Genomic DNA, 16,916 nt, shown 5'->3' with positions numbered 1-16,916 from the left:
GCTCAGTTCATCAGGTAGTCAAGCTTGTGGGTGAGAAGCTCCACCGAGTCTTCGGTGAACAGCAAGAGCAAATCGAAGTGGATATGGTGGCCTTCGATGCTGTAGCTGATCTCCACGGCCAGGGTTCTCTTCCAGCGTGGCTGATTGAGGCGGGTCAGCTCGTCGATCGAGGCGTGCTGGCCCAGCACCGTGGGATGGCTCTGGGAAAAGTGCACGTCGACCTGCTCGGCGATGCCCGCCAGACAGGCGCCAATCAATACCGCGGAGAGATCCAGGAGCATCTCCATCGGCGCGTAGTCGGCGGAGAAGCCGTGCATCAGCCGAGCCATATCGTCCACTTCCGAGTCGTGGAAGATCAGCAGTGCCTCGCCGGCGATACCGTCGCCGATGAAGCCCTGGCACACCGCGGTGAGCCCATTGCCGCGCTGGGCGTCCGCCAGCGCCATGTGCAATTCGCCGACCTCGAACAGGTTGACGTTCGGCACCGGCAGCTGCACGAACACCCCGAGTACCCGGGCCAGCAACGCCGCGGCGCGGCCCATGGCGACGTTGACCACTTCGCGAAAGGCGTCGAAGAAGCTGATGCTGGCATCCAGTTGGCGTGCCTGGGCCAGTTCGCTGCCGCCAGCGGACGCCAGCAGGCTGAGGTTGCCCAGGGTCTGCTTGAGCAGCGCTGGCTCTACCGGCTTCTGCAGGAACGCCAGCGCGCCGAGCGCCATCACCCGCTCACGCGCCTGCTCCTGGACATCGCCGGAGACGACGATCACCTTGCAGGCCAGGCCTTCTGCGCGCAGGGCCGTGAGCACCTGGTAACCGTCCATCTCCGGCATGGTCAGGTCGAGCAGCATGACGTCCACCGGGCCTCGGCGCAGGACCTCCATCGCCTCGCGGCCATCGCTCGCCTGCTCGACCGAGACGGGCCAGTCGGTGGGCAGTGCGCGCAAGAGTTGCTTGCGCGCCATGTTGGAGTCATCACAGACAAGCAGGGAGCTGACAGTCATGTGCACCACTTCCAGGTCGTCGGGGAGGCGGGAGCCGTGCGCCATGCGATCGCCCCCGTTAGCGTCAAGCTTACGCCCGCAGACGGCAAACGCACGTCAGAAAGCCATGATCAGCCCAGAAAAAAGGTGGCCACTGGGCCACCTCTTCGCATAAGCCTTGGCGCAACCGCCGCCTCAGTAGTAGGCATTTTCCCGGTTGGTGTGATCGGTAACGTCGCGCACACCCTTGAGTTCGGGAATACGCTCGAGCAGGGTTCTCTCGATGCCCTCCTTGAGAGTGACGTCGGCCTGTCCGCAACCCTGACAGCCACCGCCGAACTTCAGCACGGCGATACCGTCGTCGACCACGTCGATCAGGCTGACCTCGCCGCCATGGCTGGCCAGGCCCGGGTTGATCTCGGTCTGCAGGTAATAATTGATGCGCTCGTTGAGCGGGCTGTCCTCGTTGACCATCGGCACCTTGGCATTCGGCGCCTTGATGGTCAGCTGACCGCCCATGCGGTCGGTTGCGTAATCCACCAGCGCGTCCTCCAGGAACGGCTCGCTGACCGCGTCGATCCAGGCGGTGAAGCTGGCTAGTCCCAGCGCGGTATCTTCCGCTTTCTGCTCGCCGGGCTTGCAATAGGCGATGCAGGTTTCGGCGTACGGGGTGCCGGGTTGGGTGATGAAGATACGAATGCCGATGCCCGGGGTGTTCTGCTTGCTCAGCAGATCAGCCAAATAATCGTGGGCGGCGTCGGTAATGGTGATGGTGCTCATGGCAACTCCTCGCAATCATGGGCGCAGTGTACGCCAACCGCCCGTCCAGGATAAAGCCTGAGTACCCTGCTCGGATTAATTTGCCTGTAACGCAGGGCTCGGCGATATGTCAAAAGCCTAAGCCCAACCAGGGTTGTACCAATGAAGCACCTTCTGTTCTTGCTGTGGGCCACCCTGTGCCTTGCCAGCACGGCATTACTGGCCGAGCCACGCCTGCATCTTGCCAGTCGGCCAACGTCCACCCCGGTTCTCGAGCTCTACACCTCCCAGGGCTGCAGCTCCTGCCCAGCAGCGGAGCGCTGGTTGTCGGCGCTGACCACGCACCCGCAGCTGTGGCGTGATCTGATCCCAATGGCCTTTCACGTGGACTACTGGGATCGGTTGGGGTGGCCGGACCCATTCGCCAATCCGGGCTACAGCGCACGCCAGCGCCAATACGCCCGCCACGGCAGCAGCCGCGGAGTATATACGCCGGCGTTCTTCCTGGCTGGACAGGAATGGCGCGGCTGGTTCCAGCGCCAGCCACTGCCATCGGTGCAGTCGGCGCCAGTGGGCACACTGGTGCTGGTACTTGAAGACGACCAGTTGCTGCTGACCCTGGATGCCGCCGGTGCAGTTCCGGCTGGACTCACGGCCCATGTCGCGCGCCTGGGATTCGGCCTGCGCACCGCAGTGACAGGAGGCGAAAATGCCGGACGCACGCTCGACCATGACTTCGTGGTGCTGACCCTGCAGCGACTGGGGACCAGCGAGACAAACCGCTGGCAGGCCCGCTTGGCTCCGGACTCGCGCGGCCAGCGTCAAGCACTGGTTGCCTGGCTCAGCAGACCCGGGCGGCCCGCGCCCTATCAGGCCGTCGGCGGCTGGCTCGGCGAGCAGCGATAGCCGCGCCGGCCCACGCCTGCAGCCACTGCCGGCATCCAAGCCCGCCGAACTTTCAATCATCTGCAATACTTTCAGCACAGTCGACGCGCCTGCAACGGCAAGCGCGGTAGCGTGAAAAGGAGCTCCCCAGATGTACAAGCAGATGATGATCCCCGTCGACCTCGCCCATATCGAACGCTTGGAGAAGGCCCTGAGATCCGGCGCAGACCTGGCCAAGCTCTATGGCATACCGGTGTGCTATATCGGCGTATCGGCCAATACGCCAACGGCGGTGGCGCACAACCCGAAGGAATTCGAGGAGAAGCTGCAGCAGTTCAGCCTGGCCCAGGCGGAGCGATATGGCTTGAGCCAGGTGAGCAGCACCGCCTATATCAGCCATGATCCGGCGGTAGACCTGGACCGGACCTTGCTCAAGGCCGCCAAGGATTGCGGCGCGGATCTGGTGGTGATGGCCTCCCACGTCCCCGGCCTGGCCGAACATCTGTTCGCCTCGAATGCCGGCTACTTCGCCTCCTACTCCGACGCTTCGGTGCTGGTCGTGCGGTAGGCAACTGGCGACGAGAGACTCGACTGGCCGCCGCCCTGCTCCAGCGGTTGCGCGGCGGCTTCAGAGGTTCTCGTAGCGGTTCATATCCAGCACCCCGGCTTCTATCGGCTCGCTTTCGCGGATATAGGCCGACAGGTCGTGGAAGTAACGCCAGAACTCGGGATGGGTACGGCGTATGCCCCAGCGCTCGACTACCCGCTCGAACGCTCGGGCACTGCCTACCTGCGTCAACCGGTCGACGAAGACCGGTACCTCGGCGGCCTTCAGGTTGAAGATGAAGTTGGGATAGCTGCTGAGCACCCCCGGATAGATCGTCAGGCTTTCGCGCTGTGGCTCATGGCGCAAATTCTCGCCGAGCATGAACGCCACATTGCTGTGTGCGCGGTTGCGCAGCACGCTATAGACCCTGCGCTGGCCGTCGGCCTGCTCAATGCGTAGCAGGGTCGCCTCCGGCAGATAGGCGATCACCGCCAACTCGCTGGCCGGCTTGCTCGCCAGCTGGCTGAGGGCTTGCTCGGTCTTCTGCAACTCCGGCGTCAGGCCCTCCCGGAAACAGTGCTCGCCGCTGCAGCGATTGATCGGATCGGGACGCGCGTTGAGCGTGCCATAGCGGCTTAGCAAGCTTTCGGCGAACTGTTGTTTCGGGTCTTGCCCGGGCAACGCCAGCGCCGAAGGGCTGCTGCTGTCGATGCCCGGATAATCCAGCCAGAGTTTGAGCTTGCCGCTATGCCGATACCAGTCGTTGAGCATTGCCTGGCGTGCCGCGGCAGGCATCAGGCGCAGGAAGTTCTGCTCGGCGCCATTGCGGATCAGGTCGAAATACAGTCGGGTCTGCGCCTGGTGGGACACGTTGCCGTAGACATCGAAATTGACCACCAGTTGGTAATAGGTGCGTTCCAGCAAGGGATAATCCATCCACCACAGGGTCTGCGGGACCTCGCCGATCAGGCCCTTGCGCACCGAGGCGCTGTCGTGCTGGCGGAACACCGACAGCAGCGCATCGTCGTTGCCGGCCCAGATGTGCGACCAGCTCGGCGCAGGCGCCCTGGCATAGCTCTTCTGGCGCAGGGCCTCGTATTCATTGCGTTTGTCCCGATAGCTGAGCCACAGCCCGAGCAGGTCGCCGATGGCATCGAGCTGGCCGGGCATGGCCAGCAACGGGGTGCTGGTGGCACGGTAGTCGGCATTGGTCAGGTACAGGTCGTGGCCGGGATCCTGGAATATCACCCAGAAGTTGTCGCGAATCACATCGGTCGCGATTTGGCCACGGCAGACCGGCCCGCGGATGAAGGTGCGCACGAAGTATTCGGCGTCATCGAGCATGAACTGGTAGCGCGCACTGGGCGGAATCGCCGCGAAGGTCTCGAAGGGATTGGCCCTGCGAGTGGCGCCATAGCCGGGCAGCGCGTCTACCGACCAGTCAGTGGCGAAGAACAGCTCGCGCACGCGAGCCAACTTTTGCTCACTCAGCCGATAGGTGATGTGGGTCTTGTGCACGATCACCTCCTGGATGGGCGCCAGGCGGTAATAGAAGCGGGTTCCCGGGTCTTCGTTGGGGCGGCGGGTGGCGATCGGATCGACTGGCTGGCCACTGGGGCTGCGTGAGCGCACCAAGCGAAAGAAATGCCCGGATTCGCCGCCCTCGACATACAGATGAGCGAGAAACAGGTGCTCATAGAGCCAGCGCGCCACCAGGCTTTCCCGGGCGCCATGGGCATTCAACAGGCGTTCCCAGGCGTCCAGTTGGCTGGCCTCAGTCGCACTGGCCAGCAGCGCCTGTGACTGCACCGGCGCGCCCTCGGCCAGCCAGCGCTGCAGCGTCTGGTAGTCGCTCTCGCTCAGGCCGGTAACGGCGAAGGGCATCCCGGCCTGCGGGTGCTTGCGCGCAAAGCTGGCGAACTCATCCGGCCGTGGGCACTGGTTGGCCCGCCGAATATCGATCCGCAGGTCCTCCGGCAGCTTGGCGTTGGCGGCCAGCGGCTGCCGCCGGCCGAGTTCGAGCATCCGCGCCATCAGCGCCGCCTGGCTGCCCTGGCCGTCGAGCACCGAGAAGAAATCCTTGCGCCGCCAGGCTTCCACACCTTGTGCATCGACAAACAACCGGGTGGTTTCCTGGGCCTTGGTGCGGGTGCCGTCGTACACCGGTAGCTTGTTCGCGCCTCGCGCAACGCCCTCGCCGCTGCCCAGGTTGAGCTGGCACGGCGAGTCGTAGCAGGCATGACAGGCCACGCAGTGGGCGGTGAAGATCGGCTGGATATCGCGGACATAGGATATCGGTTCGGCGATCAGCAATGGGCTGATGAACCACAGGCAAGCGCTGATCAGTGCGCGGTAGGGCATGGCGCTATTCCCGATGAGTCAGTAGCGCGATTCTACCGGTCAGCGCGGGCGCGGCAGCATTTTTCCTACATGAGCGAAATTCATTCACTTCCCCTCGCTGCTACAAAACGGCGCAGCTTTGTTATGATCCTCGGTCCTTTGTTCCAGCTTTGCTCAGGTAGTCCCATGTCCGATCGCAGCGCCCGCCTCCACGCTCTCCAGCAAGCCCTGCAAGAGCGCATCCTGATCCTCGATGGCGGCATGGGTACCATGATCCAGAGCTACAAGCTGGAAGAGGAAGACTACCGCGGCGCGCGCTTCGCCGACTGGCCGCAGGACGTCAAGGGCAACAACGACCTGCTGATCCTCAGCCGCCCGGACGTCATCGGCGCCATCGAGAAGGCCTACCTGGATGCCGGCGCCGATATCCTCGAGACCAACACCTTCAACGCCACCCGGGTGTCCCAGGCCGACTACGGCATGGAGGAGTTGGTCTACGAGCTGAACGTCGAGGGCGCGCGCCTGGCCAGAGCGGTGGCCGACGCCAAGACCGCCGAGACCCCGGATCGCCCGCGTTTCGTCGCCGGCGTCCTCGGCCCGACCAGCCGCACCTGCTCGATCTCCCCGGACGTCAACAACCCGGGCTACCGCAACGTCACCTTCGACGAGCTGGTGGACAACTACACCGAGGCCACCCGCGGCCTGATCGAGGGCGGCGCCGACCTGATCCTGATCGAGACCATCTTCGATACCTTGAACGCCAAGGCGGCGATCTTTGCCGTGCAGGAGGTATTCGAGCAGCTCGGTGTCGAATTGCCGATCATGATCTCCGGCACCATCACCGACGCCTCCGGGCGCACCCTGTCCGGCCAGACCACCGAGGCGTTCTGGAACTCGGTGCGCCACGCCAAGCCGATCTCCGTGGGCCTGAACTGCGCCCTCGGCGCCAAGGACCTGCGGCCCTACCTGGAAGAGCTGGCGGCCAAGGCCGAGACCCATGTCTCCGCCCACCCCAACGCCGGCCTGCCGAATGCCTTCGGTGAGTACGACGAGACCCCGGCGGAGATGGCCGCTGTGGTCGAGGAGTTCGCCGCCTCGGGCTTCCTGAATATCGTCGGTGGCTGCTGCGGCACCACCCCGGGGCATATCCAGGCCATCGCCGAGGCCGTGGCCAAGTACCCGCCGCGGGTGATTCCGGACATTCCCAGGGCCTGCCGCCTGTCGGGCCTGGAGCCCTTCACCATCGATCGCAACTCGCTGTTCGTCAACGTCGGCGAGCGCACCAATATCACCGGTTCGGCCAAGTTCGCCCGGCTGATCCGCGAGGACAACTACACCGAGGCCCTCGAAGTCGCCCTGCAGCAGGTGGAAGCCGGCGCCCAGGTGATCGACATCAACATGGACGAGGGCATGCTCGACTCCAAGAAGGCCATGGTCACCTTCTTGAACCTGATCGCCGGCGAGCCGGACATCTCCCGCGTGCCGATCATGATCGACTCCTCCAAGTGGGAAGTGATCGAGGCGGGCCTGAAATGCATCCAGGGCAAGGGCATCGTCAATTCGATCTCGATGAAGGAAGGTGTCGAGCAGTTCAAGCAGCACGCCAAGCTGTGCAAGCGCTACGGCGCCGCCGTGGTGGTAATGGCCTTCGACGAGGCCGGCCAGGCCGACACCTTGGCGCGCAAGGAGGAGATCTGCCAGCGCAGCTACGACATCCTGGTCGATGAGGTGGGCTTCCCGCCGGAAGACATCATCTTCGACCCGAACATCTTCGCGGTTGCGACGGGGATTGAAGAGCACAACAACTATGCGGTGGACTTCATCGAGGCCTGCGCCTATATCCGCGACCACCTGCCCTACGCCCTCAGCTCGGGCGGGGTGTCCAACGTGTCCTTCTCGTTCCGCGGCAACAACCCGGTGCGCGAGGCGATCCACTCGGTGTTCCTCTACTACGCGATCAAGAACGGCCTGACCATGGGCATCGTCAACGCCGGCCAGCTGGAGATCTACGACGAGATCCCGCCGCAGCTGCGCGATGCGGTGGAGGACGTGGTGCTCAACCGCACGCCGAACGGCACCGAGGCGCTGCTGGCGATCGCCGACCAGTTCAAGGGCGACGGCAGCGTCAAGGAAGCCGAGACCGAGGAGTGGCGCGGCTGGGACGTGGTCGAGCGGCTCAAGCACGCGCTGGTCAAGGGCATCACCACCCACATCGTCGAGGACACCGAGGAATGCCGCCAGCAGTGCGCGCGGCCGATCGAGGTGATCGAGGGCCCGCTGATGGCCGGGATGAACGTGGTCGGCGACCTGTTCGGCTCGGGCAAGATGTTCCTCCCGCAGGTGGTGAAATCCGCCCGGGTGATGAAGCAGGCGGTGGCCCACCTGATCCCCTTTATCGAGGCGGAGAAAGGCGACAAGCCGGAGGCCAAGGGCAAGATCCTCATGGCCACGGTCAAGGGCGACGTGCACGACATCGGCAAGAACATCGTCGGCGTGGTGCTGGGCTGCAACGGCTACGACATCGTCGACCTCGGCGTGATGGTGCCGGCGGAGAAGATCCTCCAGGTGGCCAAGGAGGAGAAGTGCGACATCATCGGCCTGTCCGGGCTGATCACCCCGTCGCTCGACGAGATGGTCCATGTCGCCCGCGAGATGCAGCGCCAGGGCTTCACGCTGCCGCTGATGATCGGTGGCGCCACCACCTCCAAGGCTCACACCGCGGTGAAGATCGAGCCCAAGTACCAGAACGATGCAGTGGTCTACGTCACCGACGCCTCGCGCGCGGTCGGCGTGGCCACCCAGTTGCTGTCCAAGGAACTCAAGGCCGGCTTCGTCGAGAAGACCCGCGCCGACTACGTCGAGGTGCGTGAGCGCACCTCCGCCCGTAGCGCCCGCACCGAGCGCCTGAGCTATGCCGCGTCGATCGCCAACAAGCCGCAGTTCGACTGGGCAGGCTACCAGCCGCCGGTACCCTCCTTCACCGGGGCCAAGCTGCTCGACGATATCGACCTGGCGACCCTGGCCGAGTACATCGACTGGACGCCGTTCTTCATCGCCTGGGACCTGGCCGGCAAGTACCCGCGCATCCTCAGCGACGAAGTGGTCGGCGAAGCCGCTACCGCCCTGTTCAACGACGCCCAGGCCATGCTCAAGAAGCTGATCGACGAGAAGCTGATCAAGGCCCGCGCGCTGTTCGGCTTCTGGCCGGCCAACCAGGTGCAGGACGACGACCTGGAAGTCTATGGCGACGATGGCCAGCCTCTGGCCACCTTGCACCACCTGCGCCAGCAGACCATCAAGCCGGACGGCAAGCCGAACCTGTCGCTCGCCGACTTCGTCGCGCCCAAGGACAGCGGCTTGGTGGATTACGTGGGCGGCTTTATCACCACCGCCGGCATCGGTGCCGAGGAAGTGGCCAAGGCCTACCAGGAGGCCGGCGACGACTACAACTCGATCATGGTCAAGGCCCTGGCCGACCGCCTGGCCGAGGCCTGCGCCGAGTGGCTGCACGAACGCGTGCGCAAGGAGTACTGGGGCTATGCCGCCGACGAGCAACTGGATAACGAGGCGCTGATCAAGGAGCAGTACAAGGGCATCCGCCCTGCCCCCGGTTACCCTGCCTGCCCGGATCACACCGAGAAGCGCACCCTGTTCAAGCTGCTCGATCCCGAGGCCGAGTTCAACAAGGCCGGTCGCAGCGGCGTGTTTCTCACCGACCACTACGCCATGTTCCCCGCCGCGGCCGTCAGCGGCTGGTACTTCGCCCACCCGCAGGCGCAGTACTTCGCCGTGGGCAAGATCGACAAGGATCAGGTACAGAGCTACACCGCGCGCAAGGGTCAGGACCTGACCATGACAGAACGCTGGCTGGCGCCAAACCTGGGTTACGAGAACTGAAGTGGATCCCGGCATGACCACAAGGCCCGCGCACGCGGGCCTTATGGTTTCATCGCCAGAGTCCGCCCCGGAATTGCGCAGCTGCCAAGCGTCAGCTCACTACTCGAATATTTCTCCTCGCCCGCCAGGACACAAGAGAAGACTCACCACTCCACTCATCTGGCTCTAAGGAAAACATCCATGAAAATCCACCGCATCAACCCTACCAAACGCTGGTCCGACATCACCGTGTTCAACGGTATTGCCCACTTCGTCGAGATTGCCGACGCCGATACCACGGCGGATATCAAGGGCCAGGTCGCGCAGATCTTCGCCCAGGCCGAACAGTCGCTGGCGAAGATCGGCAGCGACAAGACGCGCATCCTCTCCACGACTATCTACCTCACCGACTTTGCCAACCTGGCAGCGCTCAACGAGCTCTGGGATGCCTGGTTCGAGGAAGGCACGGCGCCAAGCCGGGCCTGCGTAAAGGCCGAATTGGCCAACCCGGAGTATCTGGTCGAGATGACCTTTGTCGCCGCCGCTGGCGCAGACTTCTCTCAATAACTCTGCAGCAGCCACTGGAGCACCGATACGGGAGCAAATGACTAGCCAATTGCCGGCACCGACAGGGCATAATCCGCGCAATACTCACTGCTAGACACCGTGACGGTCCATGCTCCTGATTCTTATCGCCAGCGCTGGCGCTCTCCTGCCCTTGGCACTTGTGGCCATGCTGGTTCGGCGCGAGTGCCATGCCCGCGAGCAACTCGCCCAGTACCGGAGCCTGGTCGAGCGGCTGCCCGAGGGCGTACTGCAGGTGGCGCGCGACGGTCGAATCAGCCGACACAACCCGGCGGCGGCGCGGCTGCTGGGGCATGGCGAGGCGGCGCTGATCGGTAAGCGCCTGGCCGACTGCTTGCCTCAGCTCAGCGGCCTGGCGGGCGACCTCCCGCAGCGGTTGAACCCGGGCGAAGGCGACGAAGGTAACCGCCCTGCGCTGGAAGTCGTTCGCCTCGGCCCGGCCGAAAGCGACGCCGGCATCCTGCTCATTCAGCCCGCCGGCACGGCGGGCCGGTCAACGGACGATGCCGAGCGGTTCAAGCGCAGCCAGTACTTTGCCCGCATCGGTACCTGGGATTGGCGCATCGACACTGACGAGCTCTACTGGTCCGATGCAATCTACGGCATGTTCGGCTATCGGGTCGGCGAGGTGACGCCATCCTATGAGCTGTTCTGCGCCAGCGTTCACCCGCAAGACCAGGAACAAGTCCGTGCCGGCGAACTGCGCTGCATCGAGACGGGCGAGAATCACGACGAGGAGTACCGGGTCGTCTGGCCAGACGGCACGGTGCGCTGGTTGCGCGAAACCGGCAATGTGCTCAAGGATGCCGACGGCAACGCCGTGCGGATGATGGGCGTGGTACGCGACATCACCGAGGAGAAGCACTGGCTGAACCAGTTGCAGGATCTCGCTCACCTGGACTCGCTGACCGGCCTGCCCAACCGCCTGGTGTTCGAGGCCCACCTGGGCAAGGCCCTGGAGCGCGCCCGGCGTAACCAGACGCGGGTGGCGCTGGTGTTTATCGACCTCAATGGCTTCAAGGCGATCAACGACCGGCATGGGCATGCCGCGGGCGACAAGCTGTTGCAGGTGACCGGCGCGCGCCTGAGCCAGACGCTGCGCGAGTCCGATACTGTGGCGCGTCTCGGCGGCGACGAGTTCGTCGCCATCCTCGAAGCCATTCCACCGCAGCAGCCCCTTGCTCAGGAGGCCGAGTCCGTCTCGCGCAAGATCCTCGATGCCCTGACCGCGCCCGTGCTGATCGACGAAGCGCCGCTACGGGTAGGCGCGAGCCTGGGCATCGCCGTGTTCCCCGATCATGCGCCAAGCATGGACAAGCTCATTCATATCGCCGACCTGGCCATGTACGAGGCCAAACGCAGCGGCAACAACCAGTATCGCCTGGGCAGCACGCCGCGCCGCAACGCCCCGTCGTTCGAGGACTAGACACTACCCCGCCAGTCAGCCAGCGGGGTGCATCGCTCGGCTAGTTGCTGCGCAGCTTGGACGCCACGCCCTGGACGAAATACTTCATGTGGCCCAGATCGTTATCGCTGATCACCTCGCCGGCCGGCACCCGAGTCTTGCCGTCCTGATCGACCACCGGGCCGGTGAACGGATGGAAGCTGCCGGCGCGCATATCGGCTTGCAGCTTGTCCACCAGCGCCCTGACCTCATCCGGTACCGAGGCGTTGAGTGGCACCGTCTCGATCATCCCCTGCTGGACCCCGCCCCAGGTCGACTCGGGCTTCCAGCTGCCGTCCAGCACTGCCTGGGTGGTGCGGGTATAGAAGTCGCCCCACTGGTGGGTGGTACCGGACAACTGGGCGTTGGGGCCGTACTTGCTCATGTCGGAATGGTAGGAAAAGGCGTTCACCCCTTTCTCCTCCGCGGCCTGCACCACGGCGGTGGAGTCGGTGTGGTGGGTCAGCATGTCCGCGCCCTGGGAGATCAGGGTCAGCGCCGCCTCGCGCTCCTTGCCCGGGTCGTACCAACTGTTGACCCAGATGACCCGCACCTCGGCATCCGGATTGACGCTGCGGGCGCCGCGGGCGAAGGCGTTGATCCCCATGACCACTTCCGGAATCGGGAAGGCCGCGACATAGCCGAGGATGTTCGACTTGCTCATCTTGCCGGCGACCACCCCGTTCAGGTAACGGCCTTCATAGAAGCGCGCGTTGTAGTTGCCGAAGTTCTTGCCGGTCTTGTAGCCGGTGGCATGCATCAGGGTGACCTGGGGAAACTGCTTGGCCACCCGCTCGACATAGTTCATGTAGCCGAAACTGGTGGCATAGATCAGCCCATAGCCGCTGCTGGCCAGCTCACGGATGACCCGCTCGGCATCGGCGCCCTCGGGCACGTTCTCGATGTACTTGGTTTCCACCTTGTCACCCAGGGCCCGCTCCATCTGCAGGCGCCCCTGATCATGCTGGTAGGTCCAGCCGGCGTCGCCAATCGGGCTGATATAGACGAAGCCCACCTTCAGCGGGTCGGCGGCCTGCGCCTGCCCCAGCAGACCGGCGCCGAACAATGTCGCCAGCGCCACGCCAGTGGCGGTCTTGATGAATTGCCTGCGATTACCCATCGGTTTATCTCCTTGCTTGATGCGCTGGTTGATACCGCGTTGTCGTTGCTTGCCGGCCGCCCGGGGTCGGGCGCCGCCGTGAAATCAGGCCTCCGGCCGATAGGGCTGGCCGAGGGACACAGGCGAATTGAGGCGGATGCTCTGCTGGTTCCGGGAGATCAGTACCAGCACCACGATAGTTGCCAGATAGGGCAGCGCCGAGAGCAACTGCGAAGGCACATCGATCTGCAGGCCCGAGCCCTGGACGAACAACTGGGTGATCATCACGCCGCCGAACAGGTAGGCGCCGACCATCACCCGTAGCGGCCGCCAGGTGGCGAACACCACCAGCGCCAGGGCGATCCAGCCGCGCCCGGCCACCATGCCCTCGACCCACAGGGGGGTATAGAACACCGAGAGGAAGGCGCCACCGATACCGGCCATGGCCCCGCCGAACAGGGTAGCCAGGTAACGAATGCGAATGACCGAGTAGCCGATCGAATGCGCCGAGGCCGGCGACTCCCCCACCGCGCGCAGGACCAGGCCGGCGCGGCTGCGGTAGAGGAACCAGAGCACGCCGGCCAGCAGCAGCCAGGAAAAGTAGACCAGCGACTGCTGCTCGAACAGGGCCGGGCCGATCAGGGGAATGTCGGCCAGCAGCGGGATGCGCCAGGCCGGCACCGCCTGCAGGGTCAGGGACTCGTAGGGCTTGCCGACAAAGGCCGACAGGCCGATGCCGAAGATGGTCAGGGCCAGGCCGGAGGCCACCTGGTTGGCCATCAGGGTCAGGGTCAACAGGCCGAACAGCAGGCTCATCAACGCGCCGGCGGCCATGCCGGCCAACACCCCCAGATAAGGGTTACCGCTGTAATGGCTGGCGGCGAAGGCCGCAATCGCGCCCATGGCCATGGTGCCCTCGGCGCTGAGGTTGAGCACCCCGGCCTTCTCGGTGACCAGCTCACCCAGGGCGACGATGATCAACGGCGTGCCCGCCACCAGAGTAGCGAAGAGGATGGCGGTGATCAGACTCTGTTCCATCTCAGTCTCCTGCCTTGGCCAGCGTCCTGCGCACGCGCAGCCGGTAATTGATGAACAGATCCGAGCCGAGCAGGAAGAACAGCAACATGCCCTGGAACACCTTGGAGATCGATGACGGCAAGCCGAGGTACTGCTGGGCCTGCTCGCCACCGATATACAGCAGCGCCATCAGCAGGCTGGCGAGGAAGATGCCGATCGGGTTGAGCCGGCCGACGAAGGCCACGATGATCGCGGCGAAGCCGTAACCGCTGGCCACTCCGACCGTCAGCTGGCCCATGGGCCCCGCCACTTCGGCCATGCCGGCCAGGCCGGCGCTGGCGCCGCCTACCAGCAGGCCGATCCAGATCATCAGCTTGGCGGAAAATCCCGCGTATCGCGCCGCATCCGGCGCCTCGCCGGCCACCCGCATCTTGAAGCCCAGGTGGCTTTTCTGCATGAACACGTAACCCACCGCGAGCACGCCCAGGGCCAGCACGAAGGCGTAGTTCAGGCGCGTGCCCTGCACCAGCATCGGCATCAGCGCCGAATCGGAAAACATCTGGGTTTGCGGAAAGTTGAAGCCCTCCGGGTCGATCCAGGGGCCAAATACCAGCCAGGACACCAGCAACTGGGCGACATACACCAGCATCAGCGAAACCAGGATCTCGTTGGCGTTGAAGCGGGTACGCAAGAACGCCGGGATCGCTGCCCAGGCCGCGCCGCCCAGCGCCCCGGCCAGGACCATCGCCAGCAGCACCTGGGGGCCCTCCACCTCACTGAGCCATAGCGCCACTCCGGTCGCCGCGCAGGCGCCGACGATGTACTGGCCTTCGGCGCCGATGTTCCACACATTGGCGCGAAAGCCGACCGCCAGGCCCATGGCGCAGAGCATCAGCGGGGTGGCCTTGAGCAACAGTTCGCTGAGCGCGTAGCCGTCGCGCAACGGGTTGAGGAAAAACACCTGGAAACCTTGCAGCGGGTCCTTGCCCAGGCTGGTGAACACCAGCAGCCCGCCGAGCATGGTCAGCAGCACCGCCAGCAGCGGAGAGACATAGCTCATCAGCTGCGAGGCTTCGGGGCGGGTTTCGAGCTTGAACGACAGCATGGGGGTCGCTTCCTGTATCAGTGATCGCTGGGTGTTTGCGCGCCGGTTTTGGCGCCCGGCCACATGCCGCTCATCCACACGCCTATGTCCTCGACCGAGGTCTCGGCGGCCCGCTGGCTGGGCGATAGTCTGCCCTTGGCGATCACCGCGATGCGGTCGCACACCTCGAACAGCTCATCGAGTTCCTCGGACACCACCAAGACCGCGCAGCCACTGTTGCGCAGGTCAATGATCTGCTGGCGGATGAAGGCCGCCGCGCCGACATCCACGCCCCAGGTCGGCTGCGCCGCCACCAGCAGCCTGGGCGCCTGGAGCATCTCGCGGCCCATGATGAATTTCTGCAGGTTGCCGCCGGACAGCGAACGGGCCTGGGCATCCGGGCCGCCGCATTTGACATTGAATCGCTCGATGCAGGTCTGGGCGAAGGCCTTGGCCGCGCGAAAGTCGATCAGCCCGTGCCTGACCAGGCCCTTGGCCGTGGCCGCGGTGAGAATCGCGTTGTCGCTCAGCGCCAGGCTCGGCACCGCGCCCCGGCCCAGGCGTTCCTCGGGCACGAAGCACAGGCCGATCCGGCGACGCTGATCGGGGGCGAGCCGGCCGGCCGGGGCGCCGCAGATCTGTACCTGCTCGGCCTGGCGCACCGGGACTTCCCCGGAAATCGCCGCCAGCAGCTCGGCCTGGCCGTTGCCGGAAACGCCGGCGATGCCGACGATTTCTCCGGAGCGCACCTCCAGGTCGAGGTCCTGCAGGTGGGTGCCGAACGGATCCACCGACGCCTGGCTCAGCCCGGCCAGCTTCAGGCGCACCTCACCCCCCTCCTTGGCCGCCGTGTGTTCGCAGGCCGGCAGGTCCTTGCCGATCATCAGCCGCGCCATGCTTTTGGGGGTTTCCTCGGCGGGGTTGCAGGCGCCGGTGACCTTGCCGCCGCGCAGCACGGTGGCGCTGTGGCACAGCTCTTGGATTTCATCGAGCTTGTGGCTGATATAGAGGATCGAGCAGCCCTCGCTGGCCAGCTTGCGCAGGGTCTCGAACAGCTTGCGCACCGCCTGCGGGGTGAGTACCGAGGTCGGCTCGTCCATGATCAGCAACCGCGGGTTCTGCAGCAGGCAGCGAACGATCTCGACCCGCTGGCGCTCACCGACCGACAGTGCATGCACATGGCGGCGCGGATCGACCGGCAGGCCGTAGCGCTGCGAGACCGATTCGATGCGCCGAGCCAGGTCGGCCAGGTCGGGCTTGCCCGGCAGCGCCAGGGCGACGTTCTCCAGCACGGTGAGGGTTTCGAACAGGGAAAAATGCTGGAACACCATGCCGATTCCGAGGCTGCGGGCATGGGCGGGATTTTCCACCTCGACCCCCTGGCCCTCCCAGAACATCTGGCCGGCGCTCTGGCGGGTGACGCCGTAGATGATCTTCATCAGGGTGGACTTGCCGGCGCCGTTCTCGCCGAGCACGGCATGGATCTCGCCGGGCATCACCTGCAGGTCGATGCCGTCGTTGGCGACCACTGTCGGGTAGACCTTGCGGATACCGCGCAAGACCAGGCGCGGATGGCCCGCATTGGCCCGCACATCAGGCTGACTCATCAATCGCCTCCTGGCCCCGTCCCCGACTGCCCGAATGGGCTGCTGCAGGTGGGGCTGAATCCCGGCGTCCGCCGATTATTGTTATTAGCGTGCCCCGACAACCAGGCAGGGCCTGCATTGGGAGCGAGTCATTGTGTACCGCGTTTCCGATACTTTGCGCAACACCTTGTGAACAATTTAGCCGCCAAGTGTTCACACGGATTGATTCAGGCGAGGCGGCCAGCCCCGTCCAGGCGCTGACTGCCCCAGCTGACGCCAGGGCCGCTTGCCGGCCTGTCAGCCCAGCCGGGTCGGTGACCGGCGAATGATCTTGATCGAGTGCTTGAGGGTCGGCTTGCGCGTCACGCTGATCGCCCTGCGGCTGACCGTGTCGATGGTGATGTTCCAGAAGCCGGTGCTGGGTACAGTGATCTTGGCCGGAAACTTGTCGAACGCGCCGCCGTGATAGCTGTGCCGGCCGCCATTCTTGAAACTGCGAAAGTTGGCGTCGTTCATCAGGCGAATATTGCAGGTCTGCGAGCATTCGATGACGACGATATCGTCTTCGCTGAGGTGCTCACGCTGGTGTATGAATTTCATCTGCGGCTCCACTGGGCTTTGGCAGTCAAAGCAAACCGCTAGTATGAGCCAGGGGACAGGCGGCTGGCCATTTCCCGCGTGGCGCCGGCACGACCGGCAGGCTTCCCGACATGC

Annotated in this window: 13 protein-coding genes; 5 read left to right on the top strand and 8 right to left on the bottom strand. The window is 64.7% G+C overall.

The genetic code is table 11. The features are described 5' to 3' along the window. Positions 1-2: 2 nt before the first annotated feature. Both AB5S05_RS17100 and nfuA read right to left on the bottom strand, forming a co-directional pair. Positions 3-1,001 (bottom strand): response regulator, encoded by a 999-nt coding sequence (locus AB5S05_RS17100; protein WP_369288727.1) that lies wholly within the window; start codon positions 999-1,001, stop codon positions 3-5. A gap of 174 nt (positions 1,002-1,175) precedes the next feature. After that, positions 1,176-1,760, bottom strand: coding sequence for a Fe-S biogenesis protein NfuA (nfuA, locus tag AB5S05_RS17095; RefSeq protein WP_369288726.1), 585 nt, complete (start codon positions 1,758-1,760; stop codon positions 1,176-1,178). Between the two features lie 141 nt (positions 1,761-1,901). Here nfuA and AB5S05_RS17090 point away from each other — a divergent pair, with 141 nt between their 5' ends. Beyond that, entirely contained in the window at positions 1,902-2,645 is a 744-nt protein-coding gene (locus tag AB5S05_RS17090) for a DUF1223 domain-containing protein (RefSeq protein ID WP_369288725.1), read from the top strand. Between the two features lie 130 nt (positions 2,646-2,775). Next, positions 2,776-3,192 (top strand): universal stress protein, encoded by a 417-nt coding sequence (locus AB5S05_RS17085; RefSeq protein WP_369288724.1) that lies wholly within the window; start codon positions 2,776-2,778, stop codon positions 3,190-3,192. Positions 3,193-3,252: 60 nt separating this feature from the next. On the opposite strand, the gene AB5S05_RS17080 is transcribed toward AB5S05_RS17085, so the two are convergent. Next, a complete protein-coding gene (locus tag AB5S05_RS17080; protein WP_369288723.1) occupies positions 3,253-5,532 on the bottom strand; it encodes a fatty acid cis/trans isomerase in 2,280 nt (759 codons plus the stop codon). A 165-nt stretch (positions 5,533-5,697) separates the two neighbouring features. Between AB5S05_RS17080 and metH the strand changes: the two genes are divergently transcribed. The 3 genes from metH to AB5S05_RS17065 all read left to right on the top strand — a co-directional run bounded on the left by metH (position 5,698) and on the right by AB5S05_RS17065 (position 11,398). After that, positions 5,698-9,408, top strand: coding sequence for a methionine synthase (gene metH, locus AB5S05_RS17075; protein ID WP_369288722.1), 3,711 nt, complete (start codon positions 5,698-5,700; stop codon positions 9,406-9,408). A gap of 180 nt (positions 9,409-9,588) precedes the next feature. Then, positions 9,589-9,954, top strand: a complete 366-nt coding sequence (locus tag AB5S05_RS17070; RefSeq protein ID WP_369288721.1) for a RidA family protein — start codon at positions 9,589-9,591, stop codon at positions 9,952-9,954. Positions 9,955-10,063: 109 nt separating this feature from the next. Further along, on the top strand, positions 10,064-11,398 hold the full coding sequence (locus AB5S05_RS17065) for a diguanylate cyclase domain-containing protein (protein ID WP_369288720.1): 1,335 nt from the start codon (positions 10,064-10,066) through the stop codon (positions 11,396-11,398). Between the two features lie 40 nt (positions 11,399-11,438). Here AB5S05_RS17065 and AB5S05_RS17060 read toward each other — a convergent pair whose 3' ends face one another. The 5 genes from AB5S05_RS17060 to AB5S05_RS17040 form a co-directional block, all read right to left on the bottom strand. Next, entirely contained in the window at positions 11,439-12,536 is a 1,098-nt protein-coding gene (locus AB5S05_RS17060) for a BMP family ABC transporter substrate-binding protein (RefSeq protein WP_369288719.1), read from the bottom strand. Positions 12,537-12,620: 84 nt separating this feature from the next. Next, entirely contained in the window at positions 12,621-13,553 is a 933-nt protein-coding gene (locus AB5S05_RS17055; RefSeq protein ID WP_369288718.1) for an ABC transporter permease, read from the bottom strand. A 1-nt stretch (position 13,554) separates the two neighbouring features. Next, positions 13,555-14,634: an ABC transporter permease gene (locus AB5S05_RS17050; RefSeq protein ID WP_369288777.1), complete on the bottom strand. Its 1,080-nt coding sequence runs from the start codon at positions 14,632-14,634 to the stop codon at positions 13,555-13,557. A 20-nt stretch (positions 14,635-14,654) separates the two neighbouring features. Beyond that, on the bottom strand, positions 14,655-16,223 hold the full coding sequence (locus AB5S05_RS17045; protein ID WP_369288717.1) for an ABC transporter ATP-binding protein: 1,569 nt from the start codon (positions 16,221-16,223) through the stop codon (positions 14,655-14,657). Positions 16,224-16,499: 276 nt separating this feature from the next. Next, positions 16,500-16,802, bottom strand: a complete 303-nt coding sequence (locus AB5S05_RS17040; RefSeq protein WP_369288716.1) for a DUF1883 domain-containing protein — start codon at positions 16,800-16,802, stop codon at positions 16,500-16,502. Positions 16,803-16,916: the final 114 nt, after the last annotated feature.

It is taken from the genome of Pseudomonas zhanjiangensis (genome assembly GCF_041027545.1).
GTDB classification, from domain to species: domain Bacteria; phylum Pseudomonadota; class Gammaproteobacteria; order Pseudomonadales; family Pseudomonadaceae; genus Aquipseudomonas; species Aquipseudomonas zhanjiangensis.
Note: the sequence above shows the minus strand (reverse complement) of the source record. Positions and strands in the feature narration are given on the sequence as shown.

Coding starts and splice junctions, on each gene's coding strand:
- AB5S05_RS17090 (WP_369288725.1), top strand. CDS start 1,902: ATGAAGCACCTTCTGTTCTTGCTGTGGGCCACCCTGTGCCTTGCCAGC.
- AB5S05_RS17055 (WP_369288718.1), bottom strand. CDS start 13,553: ATGGAACAGAGTCTGATCACCGCCATCCTCTTCGCTACTCTGGTGGCG.
- AB5S05_RS17070 (WP_369288721.1), top strand. CDS start 9,589: ATGAAAATCCACCGCATCAACCCTACCAAACGCTGGTCCGACATCACC.
- AB5S05_RS17060 (WP_369288719.1), bottom strand. CDS start 12,536: ATGGGTAATCGCAGGCAATTCATCAAGACCGCCACTGGCGTGGCGCTG.
- AB5S05_RS17085 (WP_369288724.1), top strand. CDS start 2,776: ATGTACAAGCAGATGATGATCCCCGTCGACCTCGCCCATATCGAACGC.
- AB5S05_RS17045 (WP_369288717.1), bottom strand. CDS start 16,223: ATGAGTCAGCCTGATGTGCGGGCCAATGCGGGCCATCCGCGCCTGGTC.
- metH (WP_369288722.1), top strand. CDS start 5,698: ATGTCCGATCGCAGCGCCCGCCTCCACGCTCTCCAGCAAGCCCTGCAA.
- AB5S05_RS17100 (WP_369288727.1), bottom strand. CDS start 1,001: ATGACTGTCAGCTCCCTGCTTGTCTGTGATGACTCCAACATGGCGCGC.
- AB5S05_RS17080 (WP_369288723.1), bottom strand. CDS start 5,532: ATGCCCTACCGCGCACTGATCAGCGCTTGCCTGTGGTTCATCAGCCCA.
- nfuA (WP_369288726.1), bottom strand. CDS start 1,760: ATGAGCACCATCACCATTACCGACGCCGCCCACGATTATTTGGCTGAT.
- AB5S05_RS17040 (WP_369288716.1), bottom strand. CDS start 16,802: ATGAAATTCATACACCAGCGTGAGCACCTCAGCGAAGACGATATCGTC.
- AB5S05_RS17065 (WP_369288720.1), top strand. CDS start 10,064: ATGCTCCTGATTCTTATCGCCAGCGCTGGCGCTCTCCTGCCCTTGGCA.